This is a genomic window from Acinetobacter sp. (assembly GCF_050285345.1).
Classification (GTDB): domain Bacteria; phylum Pseudomonadota; class Gammaproteobacteria; order Pseudomonadales; family Moraxellaceae; genus Acinetobacter.
In genome coordinates this window covers 1-18,986 of sequence record NZ_JBLZXR010000022.1, presented here as the reverse complement: position 1 = coordinate 18,986, position 18,986 = coordinate 1, and the positions used below count along the sequence as shown (strand labels likewise).

The window sequence follows — 18,986 nt, the reverse complement described above, 5'->3', positions numbered from 1 at the left end:
GTGAATTATAGAGAATTTTACAGCAGTGTCAACTCTCCATAATTTTATTTGTTTATTTAATCAGCACGTCGCCAAATTGTGCCTTGACGTGTATCTTCTAAAACAATGCCTTGATCCAATAAAGATTGGCGAATTTCATCGGCTTTGGCAAACTCCTTGGCTTTTTTCGCATCTTTACGTTGCTGAATAAAGTCTTCAATCTGCACTTCTGTTAAAGCCAAAGCTTCCTGACCGATATCTGATTTTAAGAAATCATCCACATTGTGTTGCACTAAACCCAAAATATTGGTGAGGTGGCGTAAAGTTGAATAATACATAGCAGATTGCTCAGCATTTTCTTCTTTCACTGCGCGGTTGAGTTCTTTGATAATTTCAAAGAGTACCGCAATCGCTTCAGAAGTATTGAAATCATCACGCATCGCAGTATTAAAACGCTCAACTAAAGTCGTTTCTAAGGTTTCAACAGTTTTGTCACCATACACTTGTTCATACGCTTTAAATGCATGATAGAAGCGGGTTAAGGCATTTTTCGCTTCTTTTAACGCAAAATCTGAGAAATTCACAGGGCTGCGATAGTGCGAAGACACAATAAAGTAGCGAATTACTTCAGGATGGAATTTATCCATCACATCACGAATAGTGAAGAAGTTGCCGAGTGATTTCGACATTTTCTCGCCATCGACATTGATGAAACCCACGTGCATCCAATAGTTTACATATTGTTCACCTGTTGACGCTTCGGACTGCGCAATTTCATTTTCATGATGCGGGAAGGTTAAGTCTGAACCGCCACCATGGATGTCAAAATGATTACCTAAGCAGCACGTCGACATTGCAGAACATTCGATGTGCCAGCCCGGACGACCATTACCCCAAGGGGACGCCCATGAAGGTTCATTTTCTTTGGCATGTTTCCAAAGCACAAAGTCAAATGGATGTTTTTTCTCTACTTCAACATCGACACGCTCAGAAGCGCCCGCTTGCATGTCTTCCAGTTTACGACCTGACAGGCGACCATATTTGGCAAATTTTTCGACTTCAAAATATACATCACCATTTGAAGATGGATACGCTGTGCCTTTATCCACCAAATTACCGATCATATTTTGCATTTGCGGGATAAAATCTGTCGCACGTGGTGCTTCATCTGGGTGTAGGCAACCGAGATTTTCAGCATCTTCATTCATTGCTTGAATAAAACGGTCGGCTAACGCTGTAATGCTTTCACCATTTTCATTCGCACGTTTAATAATTTTATCGTCAATATCGGTAATGTTGCGAACGTACTTTACGTTCCAGCCTTGGCTACGCAGGAATCGAATAATATAGTCAAATGCAACCATAACTCGAGCATGACCAATATGACAGTAGTCATATACCGTCATCCCACAGACATACATGTCAATATGCCCTTCTTTACGTGGCACAAATTCTACTTTTTTACGTTGCTCTGAGTTATATAGAACAAAAGGTTGCATAGCTGTTCAAAAGACTTAAATAAAAGGATGGCTCATCTTAACCTAAGCATTATTATTCATAAAGTTTTCAGTGAAAAATTTGTGTGTTTAAGTCTGGTGCTTATCACAGTTATTTTTATTAGGGTTTTTACAAATAAAATTTAAGGAATTAAAAATCGATCGATTTACTAAAATACTCATGCTATAGATACAAAATATTGTCGGTCAGTGAACTTAGCTCTTCAGGATGATGCGTTACATAGATCATGGGTAAATGATAATGCTGATGAATCTGTTGTAGATAATTCAGAATCTGTTGCTTTAATTGATGATTCAACCCTGTTAATGGTTCATCAAGCAGTAATAGGTTGGGATTAGACAATAGTGCACGTCCGATAGAAATGCGCTGTGCCTCTCCCCCTGAAAGTTCATGCACCTTACGCTTGAGTAATGATTGTACATCTAACATTTGTACAACCTCATCTAACTGAAATTTTAAATGCTGACTTTTAACCAGTTGTTGGCCGTAAAGTAGGTTTTGCTGCACATTCAAATGAGGAAATAACAACGCATTTTGAAAAACCAATGCTGTTTTACGTTGATGTATTGCTAAGGAAATACATTGGTTGGTATCGACAAAGACAGTGTCATTAAAAATGATACATCCTTGTTGTGGTCGTAAAAGTCCGACAATATTCTTAAGTAAGGTACTTTTACCCCGACCTGATGCGCCCATCACTCCCATAATTTGGTCTTGGAGGGAAAAATCTACCTGTAGTTGAAAATCATGATGATGATACTCAAACTGACATTGCAACATTTCAGCCTCTCAATTTCCGTTGATATTTCTGCATAATCCAATAATTGGCAACCAATGCGCCAAAAGCCACAACCAAAGACAATGTAACCAAACGCATCGCAGCCTGTTCTCCTTCTGGCTGCTGAATCAGTGAATAAATAGCAATTGGAATGGTGCGAGTTTCATCGGGGATGTTGCCGACAAAGGTAATGGTTGCACCAAACTCTCCAAGGCTGCGGCTAAAACATAAAATGCTGCCGATTAAGATGCCCGGAAGTGACAATGGCAGGCTGATACTGTAAAAAACGCGCTGCGGGTTTGCACCCAAAGAACCTGCAACCTGTTCTAACTGCCGGTTAATCATCTGAAAAGACAGGCGAATCGGCTGTACCATCAAAGGGAAAGCCACAATCATCGAGGCCAAAACCGCACCTTTCCAATTAAAAACCAATTGAATACCAAACTGATTCAACAGCTGTCCAATCCAGCCATTGGAGCCAAATAAAATCAGCAGCAGATAGCCCAAAACTACGGGTGGCAATACCATCGGCATTTGCAACAAGGCTTCAGCAATAAATTTTCCCTTAAACTCATAGCGCGCAAGCAGCCATGCCAAAGCAATCGCAAAAGGCAGGCAGAACAGTGTGGCGCACACTGCAACTTTGACCGATAAGTGCAAGGCACTCCATTCTTCAGGGCTGAGCACAGTCTAAAACCTATAAACCAAAGCCATAGTGGCTAAAAACTTTTTTAGCCTGCGGGCTGTGTTTCAAGTATTGATTAAACTTCACTGCTGATGGATTTTTTGCCCCCTGAACTGTCAGCGCAATCGGATAAGTAATGGGGCTATGGCTATTGCTGGGGAATGTACCGGCGATTTTGACTTTTTGACTGATCAAGGCATCGGTTTTATAAACAATACCCACCTGACATTCTCCGCGCTCAACAAAGGCCAAGGCTGAACGCACATCATCTGTCCCGACAATTCTGCCACTTAGGCTATTTAACCAATTCAGCTTAATCAAGCTTTGCTTGGCATATTTTCCAACTGGTACAGATTCCATTTGCCCAGTGCATAAATGCCCTTGAAAGGATTGTGCAAAATTAAACTGCGGCTGCATTTTCAACTGCTGCTTGCTGGCAATTGGCGTTATTAAAACCAGCTGATTATGCAGCAGAGTTTTGACTTGATTGGCCTGAATTTTCTGCTTTTGTGCCAAATAATTCATCCAGTCCTGATCTGCTGAAAAGTAAATATCGCTCGGTGCACCTGCTTCAATTTGTTTTGCCAAGGCTGATGATGCACCAAATATAGGAACAATATCGACGCTCGGATTTTGCTTTTCGTATAGTTTGGCAATATCGGTGACTGCATTGGTTAAACTGGCTGCGGCATAAATTTTCACGGTTTTGGCATGCAACATGGGAGATAACAAACTGACAACGAACAATAATTTTACAGAACAGTGCATTGTGTCACCTCCTAATGCTGAATAAACGAGACTTGTAGAATGTGCCCAGCCTGAATATATTCAGCGGCTGGCACTCTGACGATACAATTGGCATGCATTAAATTACTGAGCATATGCGACTGCTGTTTGGCTAGACTGCTGATTTTTAAAATGCCATGTTCAAAAACAGCATGCATTCGTAAAAAGCGTTCCCGCGCATCGGCTTTCAAAGCATGCTGCAAAATGCCAGTTGCCCACACCACTGGCTGAGATTGCCCTTGCATGACGTGCAATAACGCCGTGACATAAATTTGCAGGCCGATATACACCGCTGCTGGATTACCCGGCAAACCCAATAATAAACAACAGCTTCGATCTTCGCGCTGATATTGCGCAAACAACATAGGTTTGCCCGGTTTTTGTTTTACTTTCCAGAAAATCTGTTCGAAACCAATTTTTAAAGCGACTGGACGGACGAAATCATAATCACCGACCGAAACCCCACCTGTGCTGATGATCAAATCATATTGATTCTTAAGCTGTTCAAAACATGCAGCAACAGCTTCTGCGGTATCAGCCACATGTAGAATTTCCACCTGATGATTTTGCGATTGGAACCAAGCCTGAATCATCGGCGCATTGGCATCAAAAATTTTTCCAGAGTTTAAATCTGCCACAGAATCGGCAACTTCATCTCCTGTGATGAGCACTGCAATTTTGGGAAAACGTTGTACTTTAATTTGCTGAATACCCGCCATGCTTAAAGAGGCAATTGCGCCAACGGTCAGCCGTTGTCCTGTCTTTGCCAGCAACTGGCCTACTGCAATTTCTTCGCCCATATCGCGGATATCGGCATGCAGCGCTAAATTTTCGGTCAAGCAGATATGCTGATGTTGCAGCTGTACAATTTCCTGACGCGCCACGGTTGCCGTGCCCACTGGGATTTTTGCACCGGTAAATATCCGTACTGCCTGACCTGCAGATAATTCCATTTCAGCAACTTGCCCTGCACGGATTTCCCCAATCAATTCAAAACAACTCTGCGCTGGAATATCTGTCTTCGCACAAAGCGCATAACCGTCTACGGCACTTTGTGAAAAAATTGGTAGATGGATGTCTGAATAGATATCTTCTGAAAGATAGCGGTTCAGGGCTTGCGCTAAAGGCAAAATTTCAGCAGCTAAAGGGTTGCTATGCTCAAATATAAACTGCAAAGCTTGATCAACCGAGATTAGGCCTTGTTCTGCGCCGCAGCTGTCATGTTGGCTATCCGCTAATGTTGAAGTTAAGGCTTGATTCATTGATAGCCTCCCGCATGCGGAATATTTTTCTGCACATCAAATAAATGCACCAAGGCTGGCAGTACCGCAATCAAAGATTCTTTCGCGCCTTGACGGCTGCCCGGTAAAGTCATCACTAGACTGTTGTCGATATAACCTGCGACTCCACGACTCAGCGCTGCATAAGGCGTGCGTTTTTGTCCAAAACTGCGCGAAGCTTCCATCAAACCAGGAATTTCACGTTTTAATAAAGGCTGAATAGTTTCCACAGTTAAATCTTTCGGCCCCAAGCCTGTTCCACCAACGGTTAAAATCAGTGGATAGTCATTTTTCTGCTGTTCTATTAGTGTCAACAATTGTTCAGGACTGTCTGGAATGATTTGATAATTGATATTGCTGAAATTGGCTTCTTGTAAAATTTCTAAAACATTCTGCCCTGCGGTATCTGACTTTTTTCCAGAGGCCACGGTATCTGATAAAACAATAATTGAGGCTGACAGGCTTTCTTTAAGCACCCGAGTAAAATGTGATTTTCCACCTTTTTTATTTTGCAGTTTGACTTGATCTAAGCATAAATCTTCAGCTTCACAATGCGGTTTCAACATGTCATATAACGTTAAGCCTGCTAAAGAAACAGCTGTTAAAGCTTCCATTTCCACCCCTGTCGGGCCAATGGTTTCGACCACGGCTGTAATGACAACGTGTGCATCAAATAATTCATATTCCATATCTGCGCGGTAAATTGGCAGCGGATGGCATAACGGAATCAGTTCATCAGTACGTTTCGCACCAAGAATCCCGGCAATCCGCGCAGTTTTCAGCGCATCGCCTTTTTCGGTAGTGCCATTTCGAAGCAGTTCAATGCAATGCGGCAGGGCATACAAAATACCTGTGGCAACTGCGGTACGGTAACTTTCTTCTTTCATCCCCACATTTTTCATGGCAAATTCCTGTTGAATATTTTAAAGTCGTTTAGATCCATAGCGCCTTACATCCACTCTTGTTCAATAAAGCCGGCATATTCAGCTGAATGATGTGGATGGCTATGCGAATGTGCCTGTACACCGTGTTGAATCAGCGAATTACTACCACGTCCATGTCTGTTTTGCTGTATTTGGCTGCTCTGCTTCAATCCATCTGCATCATCTTTGCGAATACTGCAGCCTTCGACAAACTGACTGCTACCATCCAGATAAAACTCTTCTTTCCACACTGGCACTTCGTGTTTGACCCGTTCAACCGCTTCTTCACAGGCAGCAAAGGCTTCACGACGATGTGCGGCATAAGCGATGGCAATAATGGCTGTTTCGCCAATGTCTAGAGTGCCAACCCGATGCACGACCCGCACATAAGACACGCCATATTTAGCTTCTATCTCCTGTTCTATTTGGCGAATCATCTTTTCAGCCACAGGTGCATAAGCAGTATATTTCAGCGCCTTAACCGCAAGGCCTTCATGATGATTGCGCACCGTGCCGATAAATAAGCCAATGCCGCCACATTCAGGAAAATATTGAATCTCATCAAATATTTCCTGCTTAAGAGCTAGGTTTTGAATACGTACAAAGTTTTTCAGCTGCATATCAGCCTCCTGCCACTGGAGATAACAGGACAATGACAGCATCTTCCACCAAAATAGTGGTACGGCTCATCATGTTTTCCCCCATGGCACAGGCACAGCGCTCAAGCAAGCTGTAGGCTTCCGGATAGACGCGTGCAATATTTTCAAACACATCTGCAACCGTGCTTTCGGCCTCACATTGCAGATATAAATCTTCTGGTAATAGCCGCTGGATTGCGCCAAACGCTTCAATTTTGACCTGAATCATTTTGGTCATGACTTCTGACATGGCTAACCTCCAATCATGTGCATGCTGATCTTTCTGCCGTGCGATTGTTGAATATAAGACTGAGCTTTTTCAGTGTGAATCTCGGCTTGAATAGCTTGATAGCCCGATTTTTTCTGCCAAATATAAGCACTGAGTTTTTCGTGTAGATCAAACTGCGAAAGATATTTTGCAGGTGCATCATGTTGAGTAATGTGCCGTGCCAAATGCTGGATTTCCGCTTTAAGCCGCAGCCCTGTTTGTGTAAATAAGCAATTAAATAACTCACCTTGTGCACTCAGCCGAAGACGATCACATTCACCGCAAAATGCGTTCGTCATGGTTGAAATAATGCCTACAAGTTTTCCATCGATGTGATAGCTTCGCGCAGGACTTGCGCTTTGCTCTTGCAGGATCTGTACAGTAAATTCAGTAGCTAACACATTTAAAACTTCTTGCTCAGTTACGACCGATGATGCAGACCAGTTCTGGTCACCATCGAGCGGCATAAACTCAATAAAACGCGGTTCAAATTGCTCTGAATGCGCCCATTTCACAATTGGCAAAATTTGGTCATCATTCATGCCTTTTATCAGCACGGTATTAATTTTAATGTTCAGTCCAGATTGCTTGGCCGCTGCAATCCCATCCAATACAGGCTGTAATTGTTTTTGGGTCAATGCTTCGAATTGCACTGGATTTAAACTGTCTAAACTAATGTTCAGACCGTCCAAGCCCGCATGTTTAAGCTGCGCGGCATAGGCGGCAAGATAATGACCATTGGTGGTCATTGAAATTTGTTTGAGCCCAATTTTTCTCAACGCTTGGAGCTGCGCTATAAAATGCACCACACCTTGACGCATTAAAGGTTCGCCGCCAGTGATGCGGATTTGCTCAATGCCTTGCTGCACCATAAATTCACAAAAGGCGTACAGCTCTTCAAAACTTAAAAGACTTTGTTTGTTCATCCATTCGGGATGTTCAGGCATGCAATAGACACATTTAAAATTACAGCGATCTGTCACCGAAATACGGAGCTTGCGTTTTTGCCGCCCAAATTGATCTTGGAACACACGCGGCTGATTCAGTTGTGTCATGCTATTCATGTCAATTATCCATGGCGTTTTTTTGCGCTGTATCAGCACAGTTCAAATCATGTTTTATTTCTATGACGTAGCAATAAGCGTTCCAACTTTGGTTTTATTTTTAAAATGATTTGGTTTTTAGGGAAAAATAGCGATATTCGTTCACTATTCAGCGTGAATAGTGTCATCATTGAAAATATTTTAGAGAAAATTCAGCTGTTGGTACTGCTGTAATTCATCAAAGGAATTAATACTGTGAAAAAAGAGTGCGCGGTTTTTGAAATGTGCTATTTGCATGTGCATTTCTGCAAAACAGCCCTTTAAACTGCGCTGATTTTGCTCAAGATGCTTAAGCATCGTCGGCAAGCTGCTCCGTTTCAGTAAACAAAATGGATAAAGTGCCTTACCATTGATTTCCACCACAGCCACTTCACACAATGGGTGGCGTTGTATCGCTTGATGTAATCGAGAAATCACTTTTTTGGGAATATAAGTCACATCACATGGGACAAACAACACATAATCCAATTGCACATGCGACCATGCGCTTTTCATCCCCATCAATGGCCCATAAAAACCCGCTTCATCGTCTGAAAAAAAGTGAATAGACGGAATAATTTGTTCATAAATAGAATGATCTCGATGACTATTCACCCATATCTTTACAGCACAGGACTTGAGTTGCTGATGGATTTTAATCAGCTGAATTTGATCATCAAACTTTTGCAGCAGTTTATTGATGCCATTCATACGACGTGCCTGACCGCCCGCTAAAATCACTACCTCAGTCTCTGGATAAGTCAGGGATTTGAATATTTTTCTTTTCATGATTATTCCTCCATTTGACAAGCCTTAATGAGCCCTCGAATTTCAGGCAGGCATGAACCGCAATTTCCACCGGCTTTTAAACATGCAGTCACTTGTTTTTCATTGGTGATATTTTTTTCTTTAATGGTTTCAATAATTCTATTTTTACCGACTTTAAAACAGCTACACACCAAAGGTCCATCACTTTGTCCAAGGGACATGACTTGACCTGCAAGTAAAGCCTTACGGTGCATCGCACTTAAGCGTTCACGTTTAAATAAACTCGCGACCCAATCACGATCAGGCAATAAAGCTTTGGGTGCAATATATAAACTTGCGATGAGCTGCCCATCCTGCAACACCACACTATGACTGATATGTGCAGTTTGATCTTCCAAATTCAGCCATTCAAAACTTTCATCTTTAAAGGGTAAAATTTCTTTTAAATGTTCCGTAGTTTGGGTAAAACAACGACGGTCTGCCAACTCATAACGCACAGCTTTAGCGGTCTGAATTTTTGTCCACCATACGGTATTTTCAATCGGACTTTTGACCATATGCTCAAAGCCTTCACGTACATAGAACACGCCTTGCCACTGCGTATAAAATGGTTGAATCATCACAGGGGTATGTTTAAATTCAGGTTCTCCTGAAATTTCATCCACCACAGGATTAACCACTTTGCCAATTCGAGCATCGGAAGCAAATTGATCATTCCAATGAATCGGGGCAAAAATCTGACCACGACGAATATTGTCACTCACCACGGCACGCAGTACGCAATTGCCCCAAGCGGATTTAATCTCGACCAACTCCCCTTCTTTTAAGCCATATTTCAAAGCATCATTGGGGTGAATTTCGCAAAATGGTTCTGCTTTATGGGTGCTTAAATTTGCCGATAAACCTGTACGGGTCATGGTATGCCATTGGTCACGAATCCGACCTGTATTCAGAATTAAAGGATATCCACTATCTGTTTGATTTACAGGATCAATTGCAGTGGTCGCAATAAACTTAGCTTTGCCATCTGCATGGCTAAACTGACCATTTGCAAACAATTGAGCATAACTATTATCTGTTTGATTCTTTTGAAATACAGGCCATTGCAAAGGCTCAAGCTCATTATATTCATCAAGTGAAAGTTCTGTTAAACCTTGCAAATTGAAATAACGGAATGCTTTCGCCTTTTCACGCTCTGAAATCTCTGCATTTTGATAGGCAGATAATTGCGCATGTTCTTTGAAAATATCATGGCTATTTGCAAATTCAAAACCACTAAAACCCATTTTTTTAGCGACTGCTGCGACTGCCGACCAATCGGCTTTGGCTTGTTCAGGTGCATCTAAAAAAGCGCGTTGTCTTGAAATACGGCGCTCTGAATTTGTCACTGTACCGTCTTTTTCGCCCCAACCGAGTGCAGGCAGTAAAACATCGGCATATTGTGTGGTATCCGTATCTTTGCAAATATCTGAAACCACAACAAATTCACATTTTTCTAAGGCACGTTTCACCTGATCTGCATTCGGTAAACTCACCACAGGATTGGTTGCCATAATCCAAATGGCTTTAATTTTGCCACTTTCAACCGCTTCAAACAGGTCAACTGCTTTTAAACCGACTTGGAGGGCTATCGCTGGACTATTCCAAAAACCTTGTACAAGTTGTTGATGTTGAACATTATCCAAGTCCATATGTGCCGCAAGCATATTGGCTAAACCACCTACTTCACGTCCTCCCATGGCATTGGGTTGCCCTGTCATCGAAAATGGTGCTGCACCCAACTTTCCTATTTTTCCTGTCAGTAAATGACTATTAATAATGCTGTTTGCTTTATCCACTCCACGTGAGGACTGATTGACCCCCATGGAAAATAAGGTCATGACTTTTTCGGTTTGGGCAAATTTCTCAAAGAATAATTGTAATTTTTCCAGTGAAATACCTGTTTTTATCGCGACATTTTCAATGTCTGATTCAGGTTGTGAACTCGCTAAAAGCGCCTCTAAACCTTGGGTATGTGCTTGAATAAACTCATGATCGACATGACCATGTTGATATAAATACTGTACCAAACCATTAAACAATGAGACATCTTGACCAATCAGAATCGGTAAATGCAAATCTGCTGCTTCACAAGTTGCGGTAAAACGTGGGTCAATCACCACAACAAATAAGTTTCTTTCTTCCTTGGCTTGCATGATGCGTTGATACAACACAGGATGACACCATGCGGTATTTGAACCGACGAGAACCACCATATCGGTATGTTCAAAATCCTCATAACTTGCAGGCACGAGGTCTTCCCCAAAAGCACGTTTATGTGCGGCTACTGCTGAAGACATACACAATCTTGAGTTGGTATCGATATTGGCAGTACCTAAGTAACCTTTGACGAATTTATTGACTACATAATAGTCTTCAGTCAGCAATTGCCCTGATACATAAAAGGCGATGCTGTCACGACCATATTCATTCATATAATGTTGAAATTTATGGGCAATTAAGTCTGTTGCTGTTTCCCAATCTGTTTGTTGGCGTGTGTAAGCATACGCATATTCTGCATCAACTTTACGTCCTAACATTGGATGTAAAACACGTGTTTCTAAACCAATCGTATCCGCCAAATTACTGCCCTTAATGCATAGTTTTCCATAATTGGAAGGATGATTGGTATCTCCAGCCACAGATACTTTTTGCCCTAAAGCTGTATTTTGGACAGTTGCGGTGACGCCACAACCAACACCGCAATATGGGCATGTTGTTTGGGTGATTTTTATCTTGGATTCTGTGGAGCTATGCAGTTCCATTACAGGGATACTATTCATTTCAGGCTCCTACGTATTCTCGCTTTACGATTTCTATCTGATCTATTTTTTTGGGAATTCACACCAATCACTTCTATCGCGTGGCAGCATGGATGCTGCCGTTTCAATGTGCGGCAAGGACGCCGCATCATTGAAACGGAGGATTTTTGTCACTTTTGATCCTTCAAAAGTGAAGAATCACCTACGCAGATACAATCTAAGTTCTAATGAAAATGCATGGTCGTGACATCACTCTCGATTAAAATGAATCAACCTGCTTTCTTTAATGCAAAATCCTTACCAAACAGCAATTTATTACGAATTGAAGAAATAGAGGTTTGATCCGAAATCAACTCTGCATACCAAGCACCATCTTCCGTATCGCCGAACAACACCGCACCAATCACCTTATCTTTTTGAATAATAATGCGTTTATAAATCTGACGTTTTTCATCATTTAAAACGATATCTTCAAAATCATCTTCAGGTGCAAAGTTCCCTGCGGAGAACACATCACAACCACTGACTTTTAATTGCGTTGGAACAGTCGGTGCTTTAAACGTTAAACTGCCGTGCTCGGCCAAATGCGATGCACAAATAAAAGCTTGCCCCCACAACGGCTCTACCAAACCAAAAGTTTGATTACGATGTTCAATACATTCCCCAACTGCATAAATACTTGGGTCATAGGTTTGCATGGTGTCATTCACCAACACACCACGATTACAACGTAAACCTGCGCTTTGCGCCAACGCCATATTTGGACGAATCCCGACGGCAAAGACCACCAAATCAGCTTCAAGAATACTGCCATCTTTAAGGCGAACATGCGTCACATGATCATTTTCACCAATCAACTCTTCAGTATTGGCTTCGGTAATAATCGAAATACCTTTTTGCTCAATACTATGGCGTAGCATTTGACTGGCTTTATCGTCCAATTGACGCTCCATAATGCGATCCATCAAATGTAAAACCGTCACATTCATGCCACGTTGTTTTAAACCATAGGCTGCCTCTAAACCCAAAAGACCACCGCCAATCACCACGGCATTTTGCTTAGATTTTGAATAATCGAGCATTTTATTGACATCATAAATGTCACGAAAGCTCAATACACCATTTAACTCAGAACCTTTGACAGGTGGAACAAAAGGTTTAGAACCTGTTGCCAAGATCAAGCGGTCATAATCCACCACCAAACCTTTTTCGGTATAGACCTGCTTACGAGGGCGATCAATGCGTACTGCGGCATCTCCTGCAATAAAGCGAATGTTTTTATCGGCATACCATGCATGCGGATGCAACATAATGTCATCGATGGTTTTATCTCCCGACAATACAGGTGAAAGCATGATGCGGTTATAGTTGCCCCATGGTTCTTCGCCAATCACGGTGACGTCATAACGATCTGGTGCCATGTCTAATAAGTCTTCAAGACAACGCATACCTGCCAAACCATTGCCCACCAACACCAACTTCATTTTTTCTTGAGCCGTGCCGTTATTGGTAATATAGGTTTTTTGTGGTGTCGGGCTGATCATCACCCGACCATTTTCAATTTTGCTTGGAAATACTAAGAGTTTTTGGTCTTTGTCTTCCAAACAACGCCCTGTCGCCAAACTAAAATGTTGCTTATAAATCGGCGATGCAACAACACGTTCACCTTGTAAATCCCCAATAATGCCACGTGACATCACAAAAGCTTTGCTGAATGGGTCTTGGTTGCTGAGTGCATAGACACGCTTTTCGCTACCCACTCGGAAAATTGCAATTTGTTGATCGTCAAGTAATGCACCTACACCCGTATTTGGCGTTAAATCATGAAGCGCGCAAACGTCGATCCAATTGAGTTCATTCATATCTTGTAAAATTGTCATCATCTTTATCCTTTTAAACTTTTATTTAAGCTCTAAATCCTTTTCCCCCTTTGGGGGAAATTAGAAAGAGGGCTTAAAAAACTAAATAAAAGTTTTACCTTTATAAATTAAGCCTCAACCACAGGAATACGGGTCACATCACGCTCAGCATCCGTTTTTGGACGAATTTGCCCACGTACTTCTGCAAATTGGATATGCGGATCTTGTTGTTGTTCAGCTTTGGCATTGATAAAGGTCACGAAACGTTTACGCACTTCTGGGTCTTCAACCGCTGTACGCCACTCATCTTGATAGGTTCCGACCACATGACGCATACGGCGTTCAAGTTCAGCAGCCACACCTAAGGAATCGTTGACCACGACATCTTTAAGATAATCTAAGCCACCTTCCATATTGTCACGCCATACCGAAGTTCGTTGTAAACGATCTGCTGTTTGGATATAGAACATAAAGAAACGGTCGATATATTTGATTAAAGTTTGCGTATCCAAGTCAGAAGCAAGTAGTTCTGCATGGCGTGGTTTCATCCCCCCATTACCACAAACATATAAATTCCAACCTTTTTCAGTGGCAATCACACCGACATCTTTACTTTGCGCTTCGGCACATTCACGGGTACAGCCTGAAACTGCCATTTTTAATTTATGTGGTGAACGTAAACCCTTGTAGCGATTTTCAAGAAAAATGGCTAAGCCCACCGAATCATCTACGCCATAACGGCACCACGTGCTTCCCACACATGATTTCACAGTACGCAATGATTTACCGTAGGCATGCCCTGACTCAAAACCTGCATCAATCAATTTTTTCCAAATTTCAGGCAATTGATGCACTTGCGCACCAAACATATCGACACGCTGACCGCCTGTGAGTTTGGTATATAAACCATATTCTTTGGCAATTTGACCAATGGCAATCAAACCATCTGGAGTAACTTCTCCACCTGCCATACGCGGTACAACCGAATAAGAACCATCTTTTTGAATATTGCCAAGATAATAGTCATTACTGTCTTGCAGCCCTGCATGACTTGGTTTAAGGACAAAATCATTCCAACAAGAAGCCAAAATATTGGCAACCGTTGGTTTACAAATGTCACAACCTAAACCATGTCCATGTTGCTGAATCAAATGATCAAAGGTTTTGATTTCATTGACACGAACCAAGTGATACAACTCTTGACGAGAATAGGCAAAGTGTTCGCATAGGTGATTATTCACCGTCACGCCTTGACGTTGTAATTCTGATTTCAATACTTGCGTCACAAGTGGTGCGCATCCACCACATGCCGTCGCTGCTTTGGTGCATTTTTTCAACGCGCCCAATGAGGTTGAACCATCTTGAATTGCCGAGCAAATATCCGCTTTAGACACGTTATTACATGAGCAAATGGTGGCACTGTCGGGCAGAAGGTCTACACCACTACCACCTGATTTTGCGGTAGATTGTGCATAACCCGGCATGATTAAACTTTCTGGATTTTCAGGAACTTCCAGTCCATTCAGCATCATTTGTAATAAGTCATTGTATTCTTTGGCGCAGCCAACCAATACAGCACCTAAAAGTTTGGTTTTTTCTGCATTGACCACAATCTTTTTATAGATCATGGCATCTTCATCAGCAAAGAAATAACTTAAAGAATTTGGGGTCATGGCATGTGCATCACCCACAGATGCCACATCGACACCCATCAGTTTAAGCTTGGTACTCATGTCTGCGCCTGCAAATTCATTGCATGCGTGTTCTAACACATGTTTGGCTGCAATACGTGCCATGTCATAGCCTGGTGCAACCAAGCCATAAATTTTGTTTTGCCATAATGCACATTCACCAATCGCGTAAATGTCTGCATTGGATGTTTGGCAATAATCATTAATCACGATCCCGCCACGCTCACCAATGGCTAAACCACTTTGACGTGCCAATTCATCACGTGGGCGAATCCCTGCCGAGAACAAAACAATATCAGTTTCAAGCTCAGAACCATCACCAAACTTCATCACATGTGTGGTATTCACACCGTCTTCAATTGAAGATGTGGCTTTTTGGGTATGAACTTTGACGCCTAGATTTTCAATTTTTGAACGTAAAACCTTACCGCCCAAATCATCGATTTGTACTGCCATTAAACGTGGTGCAAATTCAACGACATGGGTTTCTAAGTCTAAATCACGTAGGGCTTTAGCCGCTTCTAAACCTAATAAACCACCACCGATCACCACGCCTGATTTGGCATTCAAACTTGCAGCACGAATCGCATCTAAATCTTCAATGGTACGATACACAAAGCAATTTTGACGATCATTGCCTGGAATCGGTGGCACAAAGGCATAAGAACCTGTTGCGAGAATCAATTTGTCATAGCTGATCACATCACCATGATTGGTCGTCACCAATTTATTGACCGTATCAATTGCGGTTGCTTTGGTACTTAAACGCAGATCAATTCCATAAGCATCGGCAAAATCTGAACGACATAAAGTTAAATCTTTTGCTGATTTACCTGTGAAATATTCAGTTAAATGTACACGGTCATAAGCTAAACGTGGTTCTTCTGCCAAGATGGTAATTTCAACTTCATCGCCTGCGTGTTCTAACACGGATTCAATGAATTTGTGTCCCACCATGCCATGTCCAATCATCACTAATTTCATTTCAATTCTCCTCAATTCTTACGATTATTTGTTCACTTAAGCTGCATTGTTTTGTTCAAGACGATCACGCTCTAACACGGCAGCTTCAAATAATTTTTGCTCTTTCTCTTTATGCTCAACTGAGAATCGAATCATCAATACACAACTTGCGGCAATCACCACCAAGCCTCCGAGTACCATCAATGTGGTTTGAATATCCAACATCCCTTTGAGTAAGAAACCTGCTGCAACTGCACCGACGTTACCGCCTGCACCGATAATGCCTGCGACGCCACCTAAAGCATCACGATCAATGAAAGGAACGAGTGCATAGGTTGCACCACATGCCATGTGGGTAAATAAGGCAAATACAGTCATGGCAAGAATTGCAAGCACTGCTGTATTCATTTGTGAAAATACGATGAGGAACAAACCTTCCATTAAAATCATCGCAAACAACACTTTAGTACGACCATCTAACCCTTTTTTAGTCGCCACTTTGTCTGAAACAATCCCACCCAAGGCACGGGCGAATAGCGCAAGTAAACCAAAAATTCCTGCTGCCATGCCTGCTTCTTTTAAGCCAAAGCTGAAATGATCCACGTAGTACATTGCCACAATGTTATGAATGAAAATTTCAATCCCGAAACACGCTGCATAAGCACCAAATAAAATCCATACACGGTAGTTTTTAGCGGCGTGTTTTAAAATCGCAAGACCACCTTTTTTATCTGAACCCACGCTAACGCCTTGCTCACGGAGTTCTTTAAAGTCACCTTGTGGGCAGTCTTGGGTAAATTTCCAATACATTGCACCAACAATTAACATCATCACGCCCGGTACGATCAGTGCCACTCTCCAACCCATGGCTTGTTCAACACCAAACATCACCAAAGCACTGAGCATTAACGGCATTAAAGCTTGTGTCGCACCACCGCCTGCATTGCCCCAACCTGCTGTGGCTGCATTGGCAGTCCCAACAACATTCGGTGCAAACATAATGCTAGTGTGATATTGGGTAATGACAAAGCTCGCGCCAATCGCCCCAATCAGTAAACGGAAAAATAGAAAAGATTCATAACTATTGGCACATGCCACACCAAATACAGGGATACTACCAATCAGCAGTAATGCGGTATAAGTTTTACGCGGACCGTATTTATCACACAGCGGACCAACAATCAGACGAACTAAAATGGTGATCGCAACGGCAGCAATATTGATATTGGCAATCTGATCTTTAGTCAGATGAAACTCACCTGCAATCACAGGCATTAAAGGTGCGCATGCGAACCATGCAAAGAAACAGACGAAAAACGCGAGCCAACTCATATGGAAGGCTCTCATTGCTGCGCTGCTAAAACTAAAAAGACTAATTTTTGTTGCTTTTTTTGCTTCTAAATTTGAAGACATCGCCATCTCCTACCTGAACTGAACGTATTGGGTTTTCTGAAAGGCAACTGTGCATTTCAGATCGATCAGAGCGGACGTCGTTGGCCGTCTTACAAATTTTTTTTGGAGTCGTCTTTGACTCATTGGAGATATAGCAATGAGTGTGCCAACTTATATTTTTGAATTTATTTTTTAAATAATTATTTGTTTTATAAAAGAAATACTTTTAAACAGATCTTAATCAGCAAAATAGCCATCTATATGAAATTGAATTGTACCGTGTGCAAGCATCGCTCCTCCTTGCACAACATGAGTGCATCCAAGCCCCGCACACTGCAAAAGATGACCTCAAAATCGATTTAAGACTGTTTCTGATTTTCTGATAGATTGGCATTGAAATTGCTAAGCATATTTGTTTGCTCTGCTTGGACCACCACATGCCAAAACTAAAAATTGTCCTGATCAATGATGATCCAGAACGTGCCAAGTTTATTCAGGCCTCGCTGATACAACATGATTTCGATGTTGTTGCGAGTCTACTGATCAAGCGTTTAAATATGAATAATTTGCAGCAGCCGCATGCCGATGTGATTTTATTAGATATGGATCATCCACATCGTGACATTATCGAAAGTTGCGTCAGTCAATTTGATTTACCTACCGTACTTTTTACCAAAAATGGGCATAAAGAAAGCATTAAAAACGCCATTGAAGCAGGATTGACGGCTTATATCGTAGATGGAATTCAACCTGAAAAATTAGACAGCATTTTAGAAATTGCGATAGAACAATATAAAAAGCACAAGAAATTACTCGATGATTTACATGAAACCAGAAATAAATTGGCTGACCGTAAAGATATAGAAAAAGCCAAGGTACTACTGATTCAGATGCATGGTCTTGCCGAAGAGCAAGCCTTTAACCTACTGCGCAAAAATGCCATGAGCCACCGCATAACTATGGGTGAAATGGCACGTCGCCTGCTTGATGCACAAACTTTATTACAGTCTCAATTTAAGGAGTAAATAATACAAATGTTGGAGCAATATTGATGGACGATGACCTGTTAATTGTCTAGCGTATTTTTAGCCATCCCTTCTACAATTTCTAACATCTTGTTTAAATTTAAGAAAATGCTTATAACCCAAAAAATAAAACCAATATTGTCGTATCGGTTTTCACTTGCTTTAATTTTTAGAAAATTAATATTATTTTTCAATCTCTTTCAATAATTTAGCAACATTTAAAGTATGTGCCTTCTTGCCCTTTTTCTCTAAAATTTTTTGTTCAATCCTCCATAGATATTCGAAAATCTCTGACTCACTTGAATTCTCTCGAATTAATTTAAAAATATTGGGTAAATAATCTTCATACTCATCGCGCATTGAAGGAATACGACGAATCCCTAAAGGATCCCATTCCTTCAAAAGTATTTTATGTATCGCATGCAATAAACTTGCATCCCGATTGTGTTTAGACTCCATATAAGTTCCCTAGCTTACGCCAATCTCAACTTTTAATTAATTTTTCCAACTGTAAAGGAGGATTACCTAATTGAGAATTTAAAACGACTGA

Annotated in this window: 16 protein-coding genes; 1 reads left to right on the top strand and 15 read right to left on the bottom strand. The window is 41.6% G+C overall.

What is annotated here, in order from left to right:
* Nucleotides 1–56: 56 nt before the first annotated feature.
* The 14 genes from cysS to ACN6OV_RS01765 all read right to left on the bottom strand — a co-directional run bounded on the left by cysS (nucleotide 57) and on the right by ACN6OV_RS01765 (nucleotide 17,432).
* On the bottom strand, nucleotides 57–1,478 hold the full coding sequence (gene cysS, locus ACN6OV_RS01830) for a cysteine--tRNA ligase (RefSeq protein WP_427949157.1): 1,422 nt from the start codon (nucleotides 1,476–1,478) through the stop codon (nucleotides 57–59).
* Nucleotides 1,479–1,659: 181 nt separating this feature from the next.
* Nucleotides 1,660–2,277, bottom strand: coding sequence for an ATP-binding cassette domain-containing protein (locus tag ACN6OV_RS01825; protein WP_427949155.1), 618 nt, complete (start codon nucleotides 2,275–2,277; stop codon nucleotides 1,660–1,662).
* Between the two features lies 1 nt (nucleotide 2,278).
* The gene (gene modB, locus ACN6OV_RS01820; protein ID WP_427949152.1) at nucleotides 2,279–2,962 is read right to left on the bottom strand and encodes a molybdate ABC transporter permease subunit; all 684 of its coding nucleotides are present in this window, start codon (nucleotides 2,960–2,962) and stop codon (nucleotides 2,279–2,281) included.
* Nucleotides 2,963–2,972: 10 nt separating this feature from the next.
* Nucleotides 2,973–3,728, bottom strand: a complete 756-nt coding sequence (gene modA, locus ACN6OV_RS01815; RefSeq protein WP_427949151.1) for a molybdate ABC transporter substrate-binding protein — start codon at nucleotides 3,726–3,728, stop codon at nucleotides 2,973–2,975.
* Nucleotides 3,729–3,739: 11 nt separating this feature from the next.
* The gene (locus ACN6OV_RS01810; RefSeq protein WP_427949149.1) at nucleotides 3,740–5,008 is read right to left on the bottom strand and encodes a molybdopterin molybdotransferase MoeA; all 1,269 of its coding nucleotides are present in this window, start codon (nucleotides 5,006–5,008) and stop codon (nucleotides 3,740–3,742) included.
* Nucleotides 5,005–5,928 (bottom strand): bifunctional molybdenum cofactor biosynthesis protein MoaC/MoaB, encoded by a 924-nt coding sequence (gene moaCB / locus ACN6OV_RS01805; protein WP_427949147.1) that lies wholly within the window; start codon nucleotides 5,926–5,928, stop codon nucleotides 5,005–5,007. Before moaCB ends, ACN6OV_RS01810 begins: the two co-directional genes overlap by 4 nt.
* 47 nt (nucleotides 5,929–5,975) lie before the next feature.
* Nucleotides 5,976–6,563 carry a molybdenum cofactor biosynthesis protein MoaE gene (locus ACN6OV_RS01800; protein WP_427949200.1) on the bottom strand — a complete coding sequence of 196 codons (588 nt, stop codon included), beginning with the start codon at nucleotides 6,561–6,563 and terminating at the stop codon, nucleotides 5,976–5,978.
* A 7-nt stretch (nucleotides 6,564–6,570) separates the two neighbouring features.
* On the bottom strand, nucleotides 6,571–6,837 hold the full coding sequence (locus ACN6OV_RS01795; protein WP_427949145.1) for a MoaD/ThiS family protein: 267 nt from the start codon (nucleotides 6,835–6,837) through the stop codon (nucleotides 6,571–6,573).
* 2 nt (nucleotides 6,838–6,839) lie between these two features.
* Nucleotides 6,840–7,919 (bottom strand): GTP 3',8-cyclase MoaA, encoded by a 1,080-nt coding sequence (moaA, locus tag ACN6OV_RS01790; RefSeq protein ID WP_427949143.1) that lies wholly within the window; start codon nucleotides 7,917–7,919, stop codon nucleotides 6,840–6,842.
* A 180-nt stretch (nucleotides 7,920–8,099) separates the two neighbouring features.
* Nucleotides 8,100–8,726: a molybdenum cofactor guanylyltransferase gene (gene mobA, locus ACN6OV_RS01785; protein WP_427949141.1), complete on the bottom strand. Its 627-nt coding sequence runs from the start codon at nucleotides 8,724–8,726 to the stop codon at nucleotides 8,100–8,102.
* A gap of 2 nt (nucleotides 8,727–8,728) precedes the next feature.
* On the bottom strand, nucleotides 8,729–11,527 hold the full coding sequence (locus ACN6OV_RS01780; protein WP_427949138.1) for a molybdopterin-dependent oxidoreductase: 2,799 nt from the start codon (nucleotides 11,525–11,527) through the stop codon (nucleotides 8,729–8,731).
* A gap of 248 nt (nucleotides 11,528–11,775) precedes the next feature.
* Nucleotides 11,776–13,386: a nitrite reductase small subunit NirD gene (nirD, locus tag ACN6OV_RS01775; protein ID WP_427949199.1), complete on the bottom strand. Its 1,611-nt coding sequence runs from the start codon at nucleotides 13,384–13,386 to the stop codon at nucleotides 11,776–11,778.
* A 107-nt stretch (nucleotides 13,387–13,493) separates the two neighbouring features.
* Nucleotides 13,494–16,040 (bottom strand): nitrite reductase large subunit NirB, encoded by a 2,547-nt coding sequence (nirB, locus tag ACN6OV_RS01770; RefSeq protein WP_427949136.1) that lies wholly within the window; start codon nucleotides 16,038–16,040, stop codon nucleotides 13,494–13,496.
* Between the two features lie 36 nt (nucleotides 16,041–16,076).
* Nucleotides 16,077–17,432: an MFS transporter gene (locus ACN6OV_RS01765; protein ID WP_427949134.1), complete on the bottom strand. Its 1,356-nt coding sequence runs from the start codon at nucleotides 17,430–17,432 to the stop codon at nucleotides 16,077–16,079.
* 416 nt (nucleotides 17,433–17,848) lie between these two features.
* Here ACN6OV_RS01765 and ACN6OV_RS01760 point away from each other — a divergent pair, with 416 nt between their 5' ends.
* A complete protein-coding gene (locus ACN6OV_RS01760) occupies nucleotides 17,849–18,436 on the top strand; it encodes an ANTAR domain-containing response regulator (protein WP_427949132.1) in 588 nt (195 codons plus the stop codon).
* Between the two features lie 183 nt (nucleotides 18,437–18,619).
* Here the strand turns inward: ACN6OV_RS01760 and ACN6OV_RS01755 are convergent, their stop codons facing one another.
* Entirely contained in the window at nucleotides 18,620–18,895 is a 276-nt protein-coding gene (locus ACN6OV_RS01755) for a hypothetical protein (protein ID WP_427949131.1), read from the bottom strand.
* Between the last annotated feature and the right edge of the window lie 91 nt (nucleotides 18,896–18,986).